The organism is Streptomyces sp. NBC_00249 (genome assembly GCF_026342355.1).
Classification (GTDB): domain Bacteria; phylum Actinomycetota; class Actinomycetes; order Streptomycetales; family Streptomycetaceae; genus Streptomyces.
The window spans coordinates 13,578-31,574 of record NZ_JAPEMV010000013.1 but is presented as its reverse complement, the minus strand read 5'-3'; the positions used below and the strand labels follow the sequence as shown (position 1 = coordinate 31,574).

12 protein-coding genes, 1 tRNA gene and 2 pseudogenes are annotated in these 17,997 nt (G+C 72.2%); 13 read left to right on the top strand and 2 right to left on the bottom strand.

Features of this window, described 5'->3' with window-relative positions; translation table 11 throughout:
• Positions 1-93: 93 nt before the first annotated feature.
• The 8 genes and pseudogenes from OOK31_RS38085 to OOK31_RS38050 all read left to right on the top strand — a co-directional run.
• On the top strand, positions 94-987 hold the full coding sequence (locus OOK31_RS38085) for a xanthine dehydrogenase family protein subunit M (protein WP_267092031.1): 894 nt from the start codon (positions 94-96) through the stop codon (positions 985-987).
• On the top strand, positions 984-3,011 hold the full coding sequence (locus OOK31_RS38080; RefSeq protein ID WP_267092030.1) for a 2Fe-2S iron-sulfur cluster-binding protein: 2,028 nt from the start codon (positions 984-986) through the stop codon (positions 3,009-3,011). Before OOK31_RS38085 ends, OOK31_RS38080 begins: the two co-directional genes overlap by 4 nt.
• Positions 3,008-5,338 carry a xanthine dehydrogenase family protein molybdopterin-binding subunit gene (locus OOK31_RS38075; protein ID WP_267092029.1) on the top strand — a complete coding sequence of 777 codons (2,331 nt, stop codon included), beginning with the start codon at positions 3,008-3,010 and terminating at the stop codon, positions 5,336-5,338. The genes OOK31_RS38080 and OOK31_RS38075 overlap by 4 nt, the downstream gene beginning before the upstream one ends.
• 57 nt (positions 5,339-5,395) lie before the next feature.
• A complete protein-coding gene (locus OOK31_RS38070) occupies positions 5,396-5,851 on the top strand; it encodes a DUF2563 family protein (RefSeq protein WP_267092028.1) in 456 nt (151 codons plus the stop codon).
• A 1,309-nt stretch (positions 5,852-7,160) separates the two neighbouring features.
• Complete coding sequence (gene mycP, locus OOK31_RS38065; protein ID WP_267092027.1) at positions 7,161-8,315, top strand: type VII secretion-associated serine protease mycosin; 1,155 nt, start codon at positions 7,161-7,163, stop codon at positions 8,313-8,315.
• A 23-nt stretch (positions 8,316-8,338) separates the two neighbouring features.
• Positions 8,339-8,734: a hypothetical protein gene (locus OOK31_RS38060; RefSeq protein WP_267092026.1), complete on the top strand. Its 396-nt coding sequence runs from the start codon at positions 8,339-8,341 to the stop codon at positions 8,732-8,734.
• Entirely contained in the window at positions 8,734-11,067 is a 2,334-nt protein-coding gene (locus tag OOK31_RS38055) for a hypothetical protein (protein WP_267092025.1), read from the top strand. Before OOK31_RS38060 ends, OOK31_RS38055 begins: the two co-directional genes overlap by 1 nt.
• A 578-nt stretch (positions 11,068-11,645) precedes the next feature.
• Positions 11,646-11,825: pseudogene (locus OOK31_RS38050) on the top strand (IS1380 family transposase); the annotation flags it as partial.
• Between the two features lie 20 nt (positions 11,826-11,845).
• On the opposite strand, the gene OOK31_RS38045 reads toward OOK31_RS38050, so the two are convergent.
• The gene (locus OOK31_RS38045) at positions 11,846-12,664 is read right to left on the bottom strand and encodes a hypothetical protein (protein WP_267092024.1); all 819 of its coding nucleotides are present in this window, start codon (positions 12,662-12,664) and stop codon (positions 11,846-11,848) included.
• A gap of 172 nt (positions 12,665-12,836) precedes the next feature.
• Between OOK31_RS38045 and OOK31_RS38040 the strand changes: the two are divergent.
• Positions 12,837-13,475 (top strand): annotated as a pseudogene (locus OOK31_RS38040) (tyrosine-type recombinase/integrase); the annotation flags it as partial.
• An 82-nt stretch (positions 13,476-13,557) separates the two neighbouring features.
• On the opposite strand, the gene OOK31_RS38035 reads toward OOK31_RS38040, so the two are convergent.
• Positions 13,558-13,629, bottom strand: a tRNA-Cys gene (locus OOK31_RS38035).
• Positions 13,630-13,962: 333 nt separating this feature from the next.
• Here OOK31_RS38035 and OOK31_RS38030 point away from each other — a divergent pair.
• The 4 genes from OOK31_RS38030 (at position 13,963) to OOK31_RS38015 (ending at position 17,995) form a co-directional block, all read left to right on the top strand.
• The gene (locus tag OOK31_RS38030) at positions 13,963-15,438 is read left to right on the top strand and encodes an MFS transporter (RefSeq protein WP_267092023.1); all 1,476 of its coding nucleotides are present in this window, start codon (positions 13,963-13,965) and stop codon (positions 15,436-15,438) included.
• 32 nt (positions 15,439-15,470) lie between these two features.
• Positions 15,471-15,671, top strand: a complete 201-nt coding sequence (locus OOK31_RS38025; protein ID WP_267092022.1) for a hypothetical protein — start codon at positions 15,471-15,473, stop codon at positions 15,669-15,671.
• A gap of 44 nt (positions 15,672-15,715) precedes the next feature.
• Positions 15,716-16,093, top strand: coding sequence for a type II toxin-antitoxin system death-on-curing family toxin (locus OOK31_RS38020; RefSeq protein ID WP_267092082.1), 378 nt, complete (start codon positions 15,716-15,718; stop codon positions 16,091-16,093).
• 117 nt (positions 16,094-16,210) lie between these two features.
• The gene (locus OOK31_RS38015; RefSeq protein WP_267092021.1) at positions 16,211-17,995 is read left to right on the top strand and encodes a DEAD/DEAH box helicase; all 1,785 of its coding nucleotides are present in this window, start codon (positions 16,211-16,213) and stop codon (positions 17,993-17,995) included.
• Positions 17,996-17,997 lie beyond the last annotated feature (2 nt).

The window sequence follows — 17,997 nt, the reverse complement described above, 5'->3', positions numbered from 1 at the left end:
GTGCCAGAGTTGCCACGTCCCGGCGGTGAGCACGTACCGTACGGCGGACAGGCGTGAGCGCCGGGACCGGGACATCGGGAAGGGGCAGCTGGGTTGACCACGCACGCACCGCACGCACCGCATTCAGCTCAGGGGCCGCAGTCCGTGACCCTGCCGACCTCGCTCGACGAGGCAGTGGCGGCTCTCGCCGCCATGCCCGCCGCCGTGCCCGTGGCCGGCGGCACCGACCTCATGGCAGCCGTCAACGCGGGCCTGCTGCGGCCCGCCGCGCTGGTCGGACTGGGGCGGATCAACGAGATCCGGGGCTGGCAGTACCAGGACGGACACGCGCTGCTCGGCGCCGGACTGACGCACGCCCGGATGGGACGGCCGGACTTCGCCGCCCTGATCCCGGCGCTCGCGGCGGCCGCGCGGGCCGCCGGCCCGCCGCAGATCCGCAACGCCGGCACCCTCGGCGGGAACATCGCCACGGCCGCGCCGACCGGTGACGCCCTGCCCGTGCTGGCCGCGCTGGAAGCCGTACTGGTCATCGTCGGCCCCGGCGGGACGCAGCGCGAGATCCCGGTCTCCCATCTGCTCGCCGGACGCGAGATGCTGCGGCCCGGCGAACTGATCGGTTTCGTACGGGTGCCGCTGCTGCACGCGCCGCAGGTGTTCCTGAAGGCCACGGGCCGTACGGGTCCGGGGCGCGCGGTGGCGTCCGTGGGGCTCGTACTGGATCCCGCGCGCCGGGGTGTGCGGTGTGCGATCGGGGCGGTCGCGCCGATGCCGCTGCGCCCGCTGGAGGCCGAGCAGTGGGTGGCCTCGCTGATCGACTGGGACGGGGACCGCGGACTGGCCCCCGAGGCGCTGGAGGCCTTCGGCGAGTACGTCGCGGCCGCCTGCGTGCCCGACCAGGGGGAACCGGTGTCCTCCGGAGTACTGCATCTGCGGCGGACGGTGGCCGTGCTGGCGCGCAGGGCCCTGGGAAGGGCGCTGACCTCATGAGTGAGAACGAGAACGTGAGCGGAACGACCGGGAACACGGGCGGCGCGGGCAACGCGTGGGGCTGGGAGCCGGTGCCGCACGGCGGCGAGTACGACTCCGAGGCCACGGCCTTCGTGAAACTGCCGCAGGACATGCTGGACGCCCTCGACAACGGCGAGCCCCTGGCCGCGCCCGGACACGGCTACGTGCCGCCGCCGATGATCGTCCCGCTGGGCTCCGGCAGCGCGGACCCCAGCGCCACGGGCACGTGGACCATGCCGGTGCAGTGGCCCGAGGCGGGGGCCGCGGCGCCCGCCGACACGGCCCCGCCGGCCCGGGCGCCGATCCCCGCGTCGATCCCGCTGCCGGCTTCGGTGGCCGCGGTGTTCACGGACGCGGGAGCGGTGGACGCGGAGCGCGGACCGGAGGCGGAGCGGGAGCCCGATCCCGGCGCGACCGCCGAATGGCAGTTCCCCGAGGCGGTGCACCAGCCCGAGGCGCAGACCGCCACCGGGCAGTGGACGCTGCCGACGGGGGCGACGGACGGCGCGGGCTACTCGTTCGCGGACCTGCACGGGGACCCGAACCAAGGTCTGCACGCGGACCTGCACGCGCAGCCGCACCGGGACCCGCACGGGGACCCGCGGGGCGAGCTGCACGGGGGCCCGCAGGGGGACCCGCGGGGCGAGCTGCGCGGGGGCCCGCAGGGGGACTTGCACGGCGGGTACCAGGGCGACGGGCTCGGCGGTGACGGCCTGGGCGGTAACGGCTTGGGCGGTGGTGGCTGGGGTCAGGCCCCCGCGACGCTGCCGGGCGGTGCCTCCGCACCGTGGGCCGCGCACGGTGCGCCGCAGGGTGCGCCCGGCGAGGGCCTGCCCGACGGACTGATGAGCTCCGGCGTGCTGCCCGGCGAGGGCCACGCGGCCGGCGCCCTGGGACGCGGTCCCCGGGTGCTCGGCGGGCCCGGGGTGGGTACCCCGCTGCCCGAGGGCTACGCGCAGCACGGGTCCGGCCCGGCGGCCGGGCCGGAGCCCGAGGCCGTGCCGCACGCCGCCCCGGACATCGAAGCCGCCCACGGCCCGGCCGGCGTACCGGCCGACGGTCCGGTCGAGGGGGAGCGGCCGCGCCCGGTGGACGCCGGGGAGGCCGCCGACACCGCGGAGCCGGAGCCGCCCGTGGTGGCCGGGCAGGGTCCCGGGCACACGCTCGGGCAGGGCCTCGCCGTGACGCTGCCCGCCCCGGCCGGAGCGGAAGCCGCGCCGGTGCCGGGCGAGGACGCCCCCGACAGTGCTGTGGCGGCCCCGGACGAGGGCGACGCGGCAGGTTTCCCGGGGCAGGAGGCGACGTACGAGGAAGAGGGCATTCCCGCCGTCGCCCATCACGAGCACCCGGCAGCTTCCTACGTCCTGCGCGTCAACGGCGCCGACCGGCCCGTCACCGGCGCCTGGATCGGCGAGTCGCTGCTCTACGTGCTGCGCGAGCGCCTCGGCCTGGCCGGCGCCAAGGACGGCTGCTCGCAGGGCGAGTGCGGGGCCTGCGCGGTACAGGTCGACGGGCGGCTCGTCGCCTCCTGCCTGGTCCCGGCGGCCACGGCGGCGGGCAGCGAGGTGCGGACCGTCGAGGGCCTCGCGACCGACGGGGAACTCTCGGACGTGCAGCAGGCGTTGTGCAGGTCGGGCGGGGTGCAGTGCGGGTTCTGCGTACCCGGCATGGCCATGACGATCCACGACCTGCTGGAGGGCAACCACGCCCCCAGCGACCTGGAGACCCGGCAGGCGCTGTGCGGCAACCTCTGCCGCTGCTCCGGCTACAAGGGCGTCATCGAAGCGGTCCGCGAGGTCGTCGCGGAACGCGAGGCGACGCTGTCCGCGGAGGCGGAGGCCGAGGCGCAGGCGGCGGCCCAGGCGGCGGCCGAGCCGCGCATCCCGCACCAGGCACTGCCCGGCGAGGGCGGCATCCACGGGATGCACGGGACGCACGGGACCAACGGGGCCCACGGCATCCAGGGGATGCACGGGTTTCCCCAGAACGGAGGCATGGCGTGAGCGGCCACGACGCGGCCACGGCGACGACGACCGTCACCACGGTCAGCACCGCCCCCGCCGAGGAACAGCCGCGCGCCGTGCGCGGAATCGGAGCCTCCGTCCCGGCCGCGGACACCCGCGCCAAGACCGAAGGCACCTTCCCCTACGCCGCCGACCTGTGGGCCGAGGGCCTCCTGTGGGCCGCCGTCCTGCGCTCCCCGCACGCCCACGCCCGCATCCTGTCCGTCGACACCACGGCCGCCGCCGCGATGCCCGGCGTGCACGCGGTCATCACCCACGCCGACGTCCCCGGCGCCACCACCCACGGCCGCCGCATCGCCGACCGGCCCGTCTTCGCCCACGACGTCGTACGCCACCACGGCGAGCCCATCGCCGCCGTCGCCGCCGACCACCCCGACACCGCCCGGCTCGCGGCCGCAGCCATCGCCGTCGAGTACGAACTCCTCGACGCCGTCACGGACCCCGAACAGTCCTTCGGCGCCGCCCCGCTGCACCCCGACGGCAACCTCGTCCGCCACATCCCGCTCCGCTACGGCGACCCCGAAGCCACCGGCGAGGTCGTCGTCGAGGGCCTCTACCGGATCGGCCGCCAGGACCCCGCGCCCATCGGCGCCGAGGCCGGGCTCGCGGTGCCCCGGCCCGACGGGGGCGTGGAGATCTACACCGCCTCCACCGACCCGCACACCGACCGCGACCTCGCCGCCGCCTGCTTCGGCCTCGACCCCGACCGCGTCCGCGTCGTCGTCACCGGAGTCCCCGGTGCGACCGCCGACCGCGAGGACGCCGCCTTCCAGCTCCCGCTGGGCCTGCTCGCGCTGCGCACCGGCTACCCGGTGAAACTGGCCGCCACCCGCGAAGAGTCCTTCCTCGGCCACGCCCACCGCCACCCCACCCTGCTGCGCTACCGCCACCACGCGGACGCCGAGGGCCGCCTCGTCAAGGTCGAGGCGCAGATCCTGATGGACGCCGGCGCGTACGCCGACTCCTCCTCGGAGTCCCTGGCGGCGGCGGTGGCCTTCGCCTGCGGCCCGTACGTCGTCCCGCACGCCTTCGTCGAGGGCTGGGCGGTCCGCACCAACAACCCGCCGTCGGGCCACGTCCGCGGCGAGGGCGCCATGCAGGTCTGCGCCGCCTACGAGGGCCAGATGGACAAGCTCGCCGCCGCCCTCGGCATCGACGGCGCGGAACTGCGCATGCGCAACGTCCTCGCCACCGGCGACCTCCTGCCCACCGGCCAGACGGTCACCTGCCCGGCCCCCGTGGCCGAACTCCTGCGGTCGGTCCGTGACTACCCCCTGCCCTCCCTCCCCAAGGACACCCCGGAGGAGGACTGGCTGCTGCCCGGCGGGCCCGAGGGCGCGGGCGAACCCGGCGCGGTACGGCGCGGGGTCGGCTACGGCGTGGGCATGGTCCACATGCTCGGCGCCGAGGGCGCCGACGAGGTCTCCACCGCCACCGTGAAGGTCGTCGGCGGCACCGCCACCGTCATCTGCGCGGCCGTCGACACCGGCCAGGGCTTCTCCACCCTCGCCCGCCAGATCGTCCAGGAAGTCCTCGGCGTGGACGAGGTGGCGACGGCCCCCGTCGACACCGACCAGCCGCCGGCCGGCCCCTCCGCCCACGGCCGGCACACGTGGGTCTCGGGCGGCGCCGTCGAACGCGCCGCGAAGATGGTCCGCACCCAGCTGCTCCAGCCCATGGCGCACAAGCTCGGCATGTCGACGGAGCTCCTCCAGATCGCGGACGGCCGGATCACCTCCTACGACGGGGCCTTCTCCATGTCCGTCGCGGAGGCCATAGAGGGCAAGGAGCTCTGGGCGACCGCCCAGTGCCGCCCCCACCCGACGGAGCCGCTGGACGCGGACGGCCAGGGCGACGCCTTCGTCGGCCTCGCCTTCTGCGCGATCCGCGCGGTGGTCGACGTCGACATCGAGCTCGGCTCGGTGCGGGTCGTGGAACTCGCCGTGGCCCAGGACGTGGGCCGCATCCTCAACCCCCGCCAGCTGGAGGCCCGTATCGAAGCGGGCGTCACCCAGGGCGTGGGCGCGGCCCTGACGGAGAACCTCCGCTCCGTCGCCGGCCTGGTCCGCCACCCCGACCTGACGGGCTACGCCCTGCCGACGTCCCTGGACGCCCCGGAGGTCCGCATCGTCCGGCTGGTCGAGGAACGCGACGTGGTGGCCCCGTTCGGGGCGAAGGCCGCGAGCGCGGTCCCCGTGGTGACGACCCCGGCGGCCGTGGCCTCCGCGGTGCGGGCGGCTACGGGCCGGCCGGTGAACCGGATCCCGATCCGGCCGTCGGCGGCGGTCGCGGTGCCCAGCGCGTGAGGCCGCGCCGCGTAATGTGACCTCGGACACATGCGCGCCGGAGCGGGGGAGAGCACCGTGGCAACGCACTTAGCCGGGGACCCGCCGGCGGCGGCCCTGGCCGAAGCCCTCCGGAGCCAGGCCGGGGCGCTCGCGGTCGAGTACCAGGCCATGTCGGACTACAAGAGGACGGTCGACGACCTCCTGCGCCGGCTCGAGGGCTCCGAGGCCGACGGCCGTCGCCTGGCCCACGGCACCCTCCCGACCGGCACGCTCGGCCGCGGCTTCGCGGAGGCGGACGCGCTGTTCACGGCGTACGGGACGGTCCACACGGAACTCCAGAAGCTCTCCCGGGCCCTGGCCGGCCAGATCGAGGCCCTGGGCATCGCCGTCCTGACGGCGGGCAAGGGCTACGCGGAGGTGGACGAAGCCACCCAGGACCGCATGCGCACCCTCATCCGCGGCGCGAAACAGAACTCCACCCCGCCGACGGGCCCGTCCCCCTCCCCCTCCACATCGGGGGGCTCCTTCTGATGCCCACGGACTTCGAGGCGTACTCGCACCGCCAACTCCTCGCCATGCTGGCCGGGCTCGACCCGGAGACGGTCAAGGCCCGCGCCGCGCAGCTGGCGCGGGCCGCGGAGGACATCAGGGGCATCGGGGAAGCCCTCAAGGCACACCGGGTCACCGGCTGGGAGGGCGAAGCAGCCCGCACCTTCCAGGACTGGGTCAACGGCGCGGGCAACGCGACACTCCGTCTGGGCGACTTCAGTGCCGACGGGGCGAAGTGGATGACCCACGCCGCCCAGACGATGATCGAGGTCAAGGCCAACACCCCGCCGTACGACACCACGGCCTCCGCCGACCTCGAGGCAGCCCAAGCCGCCCACAACGACCCGGACGCCGAACGCGTAGCCCGCGCGGCCCACACCAAACTGACGACGGACCACCAACAGGCGATCCAACAACTGACGAAGCTGGCCCAGTCGTACGACACATCGACAACCCAGCTGAACAGAGCCGAGGCCCCGACGTTCCCGCCACCACCGCCGGCATTCGAACCGGGGAGTATCTCCAGCCAGACTTCCCTGAACCGTTCGAGTGATGGTTTGGACGGAGGCTCAAGGCAGGGGAGCCCATCCCACATGCCGTCGATCTCGGGCGCCGGCACCTCGGTGACCGAACCTGGCTGGGTGACTGGCGCACCGCCGAGGGACAGTCCGCTGCATTCGGTGGCTGGGCGTCCGTCGACCCAGGCCGTCCCAGCGCCTGGTGTGGACTGGAACCTCGATCACGTCGCGGCGCTTCCGGATGGCGCCCTGCCTTCGAGTACGGGTGTTCCAGGAGGGGTAGGACCCGTCGGCCCGGGAGGAGTTGGCCATGTCGGCGGGGCGATCCCCTCGGTACTCCCGCCGATAGGTGCCCTGCCGATGCCTGGCGCCTTCCCGAGTACGAGGCCTGTGGCTGACTCCGGCATTGTCGGTGGTCGGTCCGTCTCGTCTGGCAGCCCCAACGTAGCCATTCCACGTGGCACAGTCATCGGGGCGGAAGGTGGGCCCGCCGTGGGGCGCGGCAAGGGAGGCTCGATCGGCGGTTCGCATGGAGCGCCCGGTGGTTCGGTCACGAGTGGCCAGCCCTTTACCCAAGGTGGCTCGGGCCTAGTACGCAACGGACCGGGCGGTGTGATGGGGCACGGTGGTGTTGGGGCCCCAGCTCCAAGTCCACGGCGCGGATACCAGGGGAGCGGACGCCCCGATTACCTGGTCGAAGACGAAGAGACCTGGCAGAGCAACCGTCGCGTTGTTCCGCCGGTCATCGACTGACGGAACGGACGGCGCACGAGATGCGTTGGTTGAAGGCGACCTCGGGCCTGGTGGGTCTGCTGTTGGCCGGGGTCGCCGTGACGCCAGCTCACGCGCAGACCATTCGAGAGCGGCAATGGCACCTCAACGCCATGAAAGCCGACGACATCTGGAAGACCAGCACTGGCAAGGGGATGACTGTCGCCGTCATTGATAGTGGGGTCGAAGAGATTCCTGAACTTGAGGGCCAAGTTCTCTCAGGCAAGGACTTTGCGGCCGGTGAGAAGGGTTACAAGGGCGATGAGCGCAACGACTACGAAGGACACGGCACCGCGATGGCGGCGTTGATCGTGGGCTCTGGCAAACATCCGAGCGGCGACGGTGCATTTGGGCTGGCCCCCGGAGCCAAGATTCTTCCTGTCCGAGTGCCGCACGAGTTCAATGACACCAGGCCATCGTGGACTGCAGCGATTCGATACGCGGCAGAATCGGAAGCCAAGATCATCAATATCTCCCTGGCCACAGGCAAGGACGATCCCGAGCGGGCAGGCGCTGTGAAATACGCCCTGTCCAAGGGGAAGCTGATTTTCGCCGGCGTCGGGAACGACGGAGACACAACGAACAGCACGCTCTATCCAGCGGCGACGCCCGGAGTGGTGGGTGTCGGTGCGGTGGGCCTTGAGGGCGCTGCTACGAGGGAGTCACAGCACGGCGCACAGGTGGACATCTCCGCCCCCGGCGTGGACATCGTCACGGGTTGCGGACGTAAGACGGGACTCTGCACAAGCCACGGCACCAGCGACGCCACCGCCCTAGCCTCCGCATCCGCCGCCCTCCTCTGGGCCGTTCATCCCGACTGGACCAACAACCAGGTGCTCCGCGTCCTGCTCGACACCGCCGGGAAGCCCGTCGACGGGGTGCGGCGGAACGACTACGTCGGGTACGGGGTGGTGCGGCCTCGGGTTGCCGTGGTGGAGGAGCGGGATCCGGGGCCGGCGGATGTGTTCCCGTTGCCCGAGCTCGCGGCGGGCGGTCCCTCGACCGGGCGGAAAACCCCGCCGCGCCCCGCACCGCAGGCGCGGTCCGGCGTTAGGGAGGGCGGCGGCGGTTTCCCCTGGCTCGGGCTCGGGCTCGCGGCCGGCGTCCTCATCGGCGGGGCCGTCGCCGCGGCCGCCGCCGTACGCCGCCGCCGTTGACCCATGGCAGAGGAGCCCGCCGGATGTCCTTCGACGAGGAGTGGTCCGCGGCCCGCGCAGCAGCAGCCGCCGCCAGGGTCACGGCTGCCCCCGCAGCCAAAGACCTGGAGCTGAACCAGGACCACATCGGCGCCATCGGCTCGGAGGCGTACGAGCTCCACTCGCGCCTCCAGGCCGACGCCCGGCACGCCGCCACCGCCACCTCCGAGGCGGCCGCCGCCCTCGCGAAGGAGGGCTTCGCGAGCGGCGCGGCCCTCGCCACGGCGCAGGCGCGCTGGGAGGGCCAGGTGAAGACCCTCGTCGCGGCATGCGCGCAGATCTCCAACGGGCTGAACTACTCGCTCTCCTCCCACCGCAAGGAGGAGCAGCGGCTGTACGCCGAGTTCACCTCCTCCAAGATCGCCGAGTACCTCACGTAGTGCTGACGTACGAGAACGTGCTGCACGCCCCGCTGGACGCGCTCGGGGCGGCGGCCCGCGACTGGCGGGCGATGGCCGGGAAGCTGACGGAACTCGCGCAGGCCGCCCGGGGCGGCATGAAGGCGGCGTCGGACAGGGCCGAGTGGAGCGGGGTCACGGCGGGCGTGGCGCGGCCGTTCGTGGACCGGACGGCCAAGGAGTTCGAGGACGCCGCCAAGGAGGCCGACGGCGTGCACCGGGCCCTCGCCCAGGGGCACGCCGCCTTCAAGGCGTCCCGCGACCGGCTCCGCGTGCTCGCCGAGCAGGAGGTGCCCGCCGCCGGGTTCCTCGTGGACGCCCGGGGCAGGGTCCGGGCCGCGCCCCTCACCACGGACGCGGAGCGGGACGCGGCCCGGCACGACCCGGACTACCAGGAGGCGGTCCGCGTCAACCTGCCCCTCTGGCAGGCGAGGATCGACGCCGTCGTCGACGCCTGCGACGACGTCGACCGGTCGCTGGCCCGGCTCCTGAACGCCAACATCGCCGACGAGCACGACTTCCGGCGCCCGAAGTACGCCGGCTTCACCGCCGAGCAGTGCGGCCACGCCGTCGACCTCGCGCGCAAGGGCCGCGCCCTGTCGCACGCGGAGCTCGGGGAGCTGAACGAACTGCTGGCGGACCACGCGGGGGCGCCGGAGTTCGCGACCGGGTTCTACGAGGGCCTCGGCCCGAAGGGCGCGCTGGAGTTCTTCGGGCAGCTCTCGACCGACACCGGAGCGCGCGGCTACGACCCCGAGCGGCTGAAGGACGTCCAGGACCTCCAGCGGAACCTGGGCCTCAACCTCGCGACGGCCACCGACCCGGACCACCCCCGCCACCTCCCGGACCGCTTCGGCCAGGACCTGCGGCGGCTGGGGACGGAGCGGATCCCGCTGTCGAGGTACGACGGCAACCCGCCCTTCGGCTACCAGCTGCTCGGCGGCATCATGCGCTACGGGAACTACGATCCGCGCTTCCTCGTACCCATCGCGGACCACGCCACCCAGGTCCAGGCGAAGGACAAGGACTTCTTCTTCCGGAACAAGCCGGTCAACGGCTGGACCCAGACCCAGTTCAACCCGTCCGGGGCCGGCGGGGCCGGCTTCGACCCCGTCAACAGCTTCCTGGAGGCGCTCGGGCACAGCCCGCAGGCCGCCACGGAGTTCTTCCGGCGCGAGGGCAGCGACCTGGTCGCCTACCACCAGGACGGCACGGTCAAGGCGGGAGCGCCCGCGCTGGGCAAGGGCGTCACCAACTACCTGGACCACTTCGCCGACGAGAAGTACGCCGCCCCGGCCGACTCCAACGACGTGGACGCCAAGGGCGTGGCGCGCGCGAAGCAGTACATGCCCGACGCCCTCGGCCACGCCCTGGAAGCGGCGACCCTCGGACACGCCTGGGACGAGACGGCCCCGCAGCTGCGGCGCAGCGAGGCCACCGCGGAGGTCATGGAGGCGGTCGTCGCGAAGTACGGCGCCGATGCCGGACTGCTCAAGCGGCACGAGGCCCTCGCGGACAGCCTGGGCCGGATGACGGCCGGGTACCTCGACGACGTCAACCGGGCCCTCGCCGACCCCGGCGCCGGAAGCGTGTTCGCACCGTCCGGGGGCCACGGCGCCGGTCATGTGGACCTGAGCCGCGAGGAGGCGAGGGACCTGCTGAGCGCCCTGGGTCAGCACCCGGATTCGTACGCGACGCTCACCACCGCCGAACGGATCTACGGCGCGAGCGTCCTGGAGGCGCAGGGCTTCCGCGACAGCCGGATCGACCAGGGCCGCGCCGAGTCCACCGTCCGGATCACGGCGGAGGTCCAGGGGATGCTCGACGAGTCCCGCGCCGGGCAGCTGGGAGCCGAGGCCGAGAAGAAGCACAAGGAGTTCGAGGAGGCCGTCGAGAAGCGCGGCGCGTGGGTCGAGTTCGGCACGTCGGCGGCCGTGGGCGGCGTGGTGGCACTGCTCCCCGTGACGCTCGTCGGCGCGGGGGTCGCCGCCGTGGCGGTGCCGATCGCCATCGACACCGGCAGCGGAGCGGTGGAACAGGCCGCGTCCTCGGCGATCACCGAATGGTCGGACGAGGCGGCGGCCAAGGAGAAGGACCGGATCGACGACGCCACGCACACCCGCACCCGGGCGATGTACCAGGCGGGCGAACGCAGCGCGGAGACCCCGCTCGTGCAGTTCATGTCCCGCCACGGCATCAGCGGGACGAGCGTCCTCGCCAACAGCCTCACCAACTCGATGGAGATCGGCTACGCGAAGGGCAACGCCCGCGCGGGCCAACAGGGTCACGCCGCGGAAACGGGCCGCGAGCCGTGAGGCGGGTGATCTGGAGTGGGCGTGAGTGACGCGCTGTGCGATACCGAGAAGTGGAAAACCGTACGAAGCCAGGGAGTTCCCCTGGCCATCGCGTATGAGTCAAACCTCCTGTCCGATGCGGAACAGGAAATGGCGCCGACGGTCGAGGGCGATCTCGGGCCTCGGCGGGAGTGTTCCCGGCATGACGGTCACGCGGCCGTAGCAATCGCAGTGGGTCAGGAAGGCGGGAAGACGGGGCGGCAGGGCGGCACCCGGATCGGGTGCCGCCCTGCCGCCCCGCTACGTCAGCGGGCAGAAGCCGTGACCGGAATCGAACCGGCGTAACTCGCTTTGCAGGTTTGTCCGCGTTGGGCAGAGCGTGATCCGGGCGCGTTCAACAACGTTCAATCCGGTGCGTGAGCAGTGATCACCAGAGGCGCATGAACGGCCTTGGGCGGCAGCGTACGGGGATGAACGAGACGGAAACCGAGACGGGCGGGTAGCACCGTGGCACCGTTGGACGGGGTGCTGCAGGCGCTCCGCAGCCGCCAGGTAGCCCGTTGGCCTGGTCGAGACCGCCCGCAAGGCCGGGCTGGACCAAGGCGATATCGGCGGTGCTGACGCCGTGGCGACGTCCGCAGGCGGTGCGCGATCCGGGCAAGATCCTGCCGGACGTGGCCCTCGCCGTCGCGGTGGGCGGGGACTGCCTCGCGGATGTCGGGATGCTGCGGGCAGAGCCGGCCGTGTTCGGGCCGGTGGCCTCCGACCCTACGGTCGCCGCTGGGCTGAAGGGTCGAGGTTAGAGCTGGGTCGCACCGATGTGGGTCCAGTCCCCGAATTGTCCGGCCGGGAAATCCTGCAGGTGGACGAAATCACCACTGGCGTCGAGCTCGCCCGATGCAGCGGCTCGCGTGTTTTTGTTGTAGAAGAAGAGCTTGCGGCGGGCGGGCACGATGTGGGTCCAGTCCCCGAATTGTCCGGCCGGGAAATCCTTCAGGTGGACGAAATCACCGCCAGCATCGAGCTCGCCCGATCCAGCAGCCCGCGTGCCCTTGCTGTAGAAGAAAAGCTTGGAGGCATCTTCGTCGAAGGCGATGTGGGTCCAGTCCCCGAACTGACCGGCCGGGAAATCCTTCAGGTTGACGAAATCACCGCCAGCATCGAGCTTGCCCGATCCGGCAGCCCGCGTGTCCTTGCTGTAGAAGAAGAGCTGGACGCCGTCGGGCACGATGTGGGTCCAGTCCCCGAACTGCCCGGCCGGGAAATCCTTCAGGTTGACGAAATCACCGCCAGCATCGAGCTTGCCCGATCCGGCAGCCCGCGTGTCCTTGCTGTAGAAGAAGAGCTTGCCGCCGCCGGGCGCGATGTGGGTCCAGTCCCCGAACTGCCCGGCCGGGAAATCCTTCAGGTTGACGAAATCACCGCCAGCATCGAGCTCGCCCGATCCGGCAGCCCGCGTGTCCTTGCTGTAGAAGAAGAGCTTGCCACCGCCGGGCACGATGTGGGTCCAGTCCCCGAACTGCCCGGCCGGGAAATCCTTCAGGTTGACGAAATCACCGCCAGCATCGAGCTCGCCCGATCCGGCAGCCCGCGTGTCCCTGTTGTAGAAGAAGAGCATGGTGTTGCCTCCTGTTTCGCTACCGCCGATTCACCAGTGCCAGCGCGGATGCACCGACCAGACTGCCGGATACGTCGTCCGGAGCCCTACAGGCCATCTTGGTTGTGAGGAACCTCAATGGCATGCGGGCGGGGCCATGTAGGTGAGAGGAGTCCGGCTCAGGATCTAACCTCGGCAGCGGGACGCCAAGACCGTGCGCAAGCCGGGCAAGGCCGTGACGGTCAAGGCCTGGCTGACGCACTGGATCGAGAACGTGGCACCCCTCACGGTCAACGACAACACGATGGTCGGGTACGGCGTCGCCGTGCGGAAGCACCTCATCCCCGGCTTGGGAGCTCACCGTCTCGACAGGCTCAAGCCCGAGCACATCGAGATCTTCTACACGAAGATGCAGGCCAACGGCAGCAAGCCCGCGACCGCCCACCAGGTGCACCGCACCTTCCGCACCGCCCTCAACGAGGCCGTACGGCGCGGCCATCTCGGCAAGAACCCCGTTCAGTTGGCGAAGGCTCCGAAGACGGGGGACTACGAGTGGAAGGCCCTGCTTGTGGAGGCGGAGGCTCGTGACGGGCGTCTGCACGACGCACGCCACACGGCCGCCACGGTTCTGCTCATCCTCGGAGTATCCGAGCGGGCCGTCATGGGCCTCATGGGGTGGTCGACAACCGCCACGGCAGCGCGGTACCAGCACATGGTCGACGCGGTGCGAGCCGATGTGGCGCGGCAGGTCGACGGTTTGATCTGGAAGGCTGAGGCGGACCGGCCGGACGATGATGACGGCGCGGCCGGCGCGCTCGTACGGGCCGACTGAGACGGGAACTGAGACGAACGAACGAAGAGGCGGCGCCCCATCCGGGGTGCCGCCTCTTCGTTTTGCCTGTTCAAGGCGTGAGAAGCCGTGACCGGAATCGAACCGGCGTAACTCGCTTTGCAGGCGAGTCCCTCAACCACTCGGGCACACGGCTGTGGGGTGGTGAGTACGAACGTACGGGGGTGCCGGCGGGCGGGGAAGGGATCCCGGCGGGACGCAATGCGACTGCCATACCGCGTTCACAGACCTAGGTCGTCTCTTTCGGATCTTGCCTGGCCCGCGCCGCCCGGCACCGCACCTCGCCGCGTTGGCGGGGCACCCGAGTACGTCCAGTACACGGGCGCCCCGCCAACGCACCGATGCACGGCACCGGACGACGCGGGCTTAACCGGCAAGATCCGAAAGAGACGACCTAGGTCCCGCGGACGAGGCGAGATCCGTCGAAATGACAGGGTCAAGAGCGGGGGACGCGCCTTACCCTGGGGCGATGAGTGCCCTTGAACCCCGGATATCCGATCCTGCCGCAGCCGTCCCGCCCCCGCAGGGCGGGATCCTGGGGACGGCGTACCGGGCGCTCAGTGTCGGGATCATCTCCGTCGTCTTCCTCATCGCCTTCGAGGCGACCGCCGTCGGGACGGCCATGCCCGTCGCCGCGCGGGAGCTCGACGGGATCGGGCTCTACGCCTTCGGCTTCTCCGCCTACTTCACCACCAGCCTCTTCGGCATGGTCCTGTCCGGGCAGTGGGCCGACCGGCAGGGCCCGCTGCGGCCGCTGACCGTGGGGATCGGGGCCTTCGCCGCCGGGCTGGTGTGTTCGGGGACCGCCGGGGTGATGGGCGTGTTCGTCATCGGGCGGGCCGTGCAGGGGCTCGGCGGAGGGCTGGTGATCGTCGCGCTGTACGTGGTGGTCAGCCGGGCCTACGAGGAACGGCTGCGGCCCGTGATCATGGCGGCCTTCGCCGCGAGCTGGGTGGTGCCGTCGATCGTCGGGCCGCTGGCCGCGGGGACGGTCACCGAGCACCTGGGCTGGCGGTGGGTGTTCCTCGGGATACCCGTCCTGGTCGTCGTACCGCTGTGCGTGGCGCTCCCGGCGATCCGGCGGACCGCCTCCGGGCCCGTGGGCGGACAGGCCGCCGCCTTCGACGGGCGGCGGATCCGGCTCGCCCTGGGGATCTCCGCCGGCGCCGGGCTGCTCCAGTACGCCGCCCAGGACCTGCGGTGGCTGTCACTGATCCCCGGGCTCGCGGGCGCGGCCCTGCTCGTGCCCGCGGTGCGGGGGCTGCTGCCGCGCGGCACCTACCTCGCCCGGCGCGGGATGCCGTCCGTGGTGCTGCTGCGCGGGGTGGCGGCGGGGTCGTTCATCGGGGCGGAGAGCTTCGTACCGCTGATGCTGGTCACCCAGCGCGGCATGAGCCCGACCCTGGCCGGGTTTTCGCTCGCGCTGGGCGGGGTGACCTGGGCGCTCGGCTCGTGGGTGCAGTCCAAGGGGCGGGCCGCGCCGTACCGGGAGCGGCTGATGGTCGCCGGGATGGTGATGGTGGCCTTCGCGATCGCGGCGGCCCCGGCGGTGCTCGTGGACCGGGTGCCGGTGTGGACGGTCGCGCTGGCGTGGGCGGTGGGCTGCCTCGGGATGGGCCTGGTGATCGGTTCGACCAGCGTGCTGCTGCTGAAGCTGTCGCCGCCGCGGGAGGCGGGGGCGAACTCCGCCGCGCTGCAGATCTCGGACGCGCTGGCCAACGTGGTGCTGCTCGCCGCCGTGGGCGCCGCCTTCGCCGCCCTCGGCGGGGGAGCGGTCGGGGCCGGGCACGCGGGGGGCGCGGACGGTGCGGCCTCGCACCCCGCCGCGTTCCTGGTGGTGTTCCTGCCGATGGCCGTCGTGGCCCTGGCGGGGGCCTGGGTCGCGACCCGGCTGGACCCGGCCGATGCCGCCGCTCCCGAGGGGGACGTGCGCAAAACCCCGTGAACCGGAACGCGCCGGGCCGCTAGGGTCCCGGCATGGACCAGATGATCATCCCGCTCACCGGCGCCGAGCGCGCCGAGCTCGCCGACCTGGCCGATGCCACCGGGCGTACGCCCGAGGAGCTCGCGCTGGGCGCCGTACGGGCACACCTGCGGGCCGAGCGCGGGCGGGTCGCGGACGAGGCCGCCCGGCTGGCCCGGCTGCACGCCCCGCTGCTGGAGAGGCTCGGGCAGTGAGGGCCGAGAGGGCCGAGACGGCCGACGGGGTCCGGGGAGCCGGGGTGCGGCACCTCACCCTCGCCGAGGTGCTCGATCTCGCCCGGCACGCCTGCCTGGCCCAGGGACAGCCCGTCGAGCTGCGCGCCCCCGGCCTCCTGGAGTCGGCGGTGCACCGGCCGAGGGCCCGGATGTTCGGGACCCCGGCCTACGAGGACCCGTACGAGCAGGCGGCCGCGCTGCTGCACGGGATCGCCACGAACCACCCCCTCGTCGACGGGAACAAGCGCACCGCCTGGCTCGCCGCCGCGACCTTCCTCGCCGTGAACGGAGTCGATCTCGCCGGGGTGGACCAGGACGTGGCGTACGGCCTGGTCATCGATGTCGCCGCCGGGCACGAGGGTGATGTGGCCGTGATCGCACAGCGGTTGCGTTCCATGTGACCCTCGCCGCACCCGCCGAGGTCACGGGCCTGTCCCTCGATGAGGGGCGGGCCCGTGCCGGTAAGGTGGCCCGGTTGTCCTACGTACGACCGCCACCGAGAGCACGAACCGGAGACCGTGACTACTACCGCCTCCCACCACCTCTCACCCGCCTTCCCCGGCCGTGCGCCGTGGGGCACCGCGAGCAAGCTGCGTGCCTGGCAGGAGGGTGCCCTCACCCGGTACATCGAGACGCAGCCGCGCGATTTCCTCGCGGTCGCGACCCCGGGCGCCGGCAAGACCACCTTCGCGCTGACCCTCGCCTCCTGGCTGCTGCACCACCACGTGGTCCAGCAGGTGACCGTCGTCGCGCCGACCGAGCACCTGAAGAAGCAGTGGGCGGAAGCCGCCGCCCGGATAGGCATCCGGCTCGACCCCGAGTACTCGGCCGGGCCGCTGAGCAAGGACTACCACGGGGTAGCCGTCACCTACGCGGGCGTCGGCGTGCGCCCGATGCTGCACCGCAACCGCTGCGAGCAGCGCAAGACCCTGGTGATCCTCGACGAGATCCACCACGCCGGTGACTCGAAGTCCTGGGGCGAGGCCTGCCTCGAAGCCTTCGACCCGGCGACCCGGCGGCTCGCGCTGACCGGTACGCCCTTCCGGTCCGACACCAACCCGATCCCCTTCGTGACGTACGAGGAGGGCAACGACGGGATCCGGCGGTCCTCCGCCGACTACACCTACGGCTACGGCAACGCGCTCGGCGACGGCGTCGTCCGGCCCGTGATCTTCCTGTCCTACAGCGGCAACATGCGCTGGCGCACCAAGGCGGGCGACGAGATCGCGGCCCGCCTCGGCGAGCCGATGACCAAGGACGCCATCTCGCAGGCCTGGCGCACGGCGCTGGACCCGCGCGGCGACTGGATGCCGAACGTGCTGCGCGCCGCCGACCAGCGGCTCACCGAGGTCAGGAAGGGCATCCCGGACGCGGGCGGCCTCGTCATCGCCGCCGACCAGGACTCGGCGCGCGCCTACGCCAAGCTGATCCGGGAGATCACCGGCACCAAGGCGACCGTCGTGCTCTCCGACGACACCGGGGCCTCGAAGAACATCGACACCTTCAGCGCGAACAACGACCGGTGGATGGTCGCGGTCCGCATGGTGTCCGAGGGCGTCGACGTCCCGCGCCTGGCCGTCGGCGTGTACGCGACGACGATCTCGACCCCTCTCTTCTTCGCGCAGGCGGTCGGCCGTTTCGTGCGATCGCGCAGGCGCGGCGAGACCGCGTCCGTGTTCCTTCCGACGATCCCCTACCTCCTCGGCTTCGCGAACGAGATGGAGGTCGAACGCGACCACGTCCTCGACAAGCCGAAGAAGCAGGGCGAGGAGGATCCGTACGCCGAGTCCGAGAAGGAGATGGACGAGGCGAACCGGCAGGAGGACGAGGACACCGGCGAGGACGAGCAGATGTCCTTCGAGGCGCTGGAGTCCGACGCCGTCTTCGACCGGGTCCTCTACGACGGCGCCGAATTCGGCATGCAGGCGCATCCGGGGAGCGAGGAGGAGCAGGACTACCTCGGCATCCCCGGGCTGCTGGAGCCGGACCAGGTGCAGATGCTGCTGCAGAAGCGCCAGTCGCGGCAGATCGCGCACAGCCGTCGCAAGCCGGACTCCGAGGCCGACCTGCTGGAGCTGCCCGCCGAGCGGCGGCCGGTGGTTTCGCACAAGGAGCTGCTGGAGCTGCGCAAGTCGCTGAACACGATGGTGGGCGCGTACGTCCACCAGAGCGGCAAGCCCCACGGGGTGATCCACACCGAGCTGCGCCGGGTGTGCGGCGGGCCGCCGAGCGCGGAGGCGACGGCGGGACAGCTGCGGGAGCGGATCAAGAAGGTCCAGGAGTGGGCCACGCGGATGCGCTAGGC

Excerpts from the sequence above, each read along its gene's own strand:
- OOK31_RS38080 (WP_267092030.1), top strand. The coding sequence starts at position 984 with ATGAGTGAGAACGAGAACGTGAGCGGAACGACCGGGAACACGGGCGGC.
- mycP (WP_267092027.1), top strand. The coding sequence starts at position 7,161 with ATGCGTTGGTTGAAGGCGACCTCGGGCCTGGTGGGTCTGCTGTTGGCC.
- OOK31_RS38060 (WP_267092026.1), top strand. The coding sequence starts at position 8,339 with ATGTCCTTCGACGAGGAGTGGTCCGCGGCCCGCGCAGCAGCAGCCGCC.
- OOK31_RS38045 (WP_267092024.1), bottom strand. The coding sequence starts at position 12,664 with ATGCTCTTCTTCTACAACAGGGACACGCGGGCTGCCGGATCGGGCGAG.
- OOK31_RS38030 (WP_267092023.1), top strand. The coding sequence starts at position 13,963 with ATGAGTGCCCTTGAACCCCGGATATCCGATCCTGCCGCAGCCGTCCCG.
- OOK31_RS38025 (WP_267092022.1), top strand. The coding sequence starts at position 15,471 with ATGGACCAGATGATCATCCCGCTCACCGGCGCCGAGCGCGCCGAGCTC.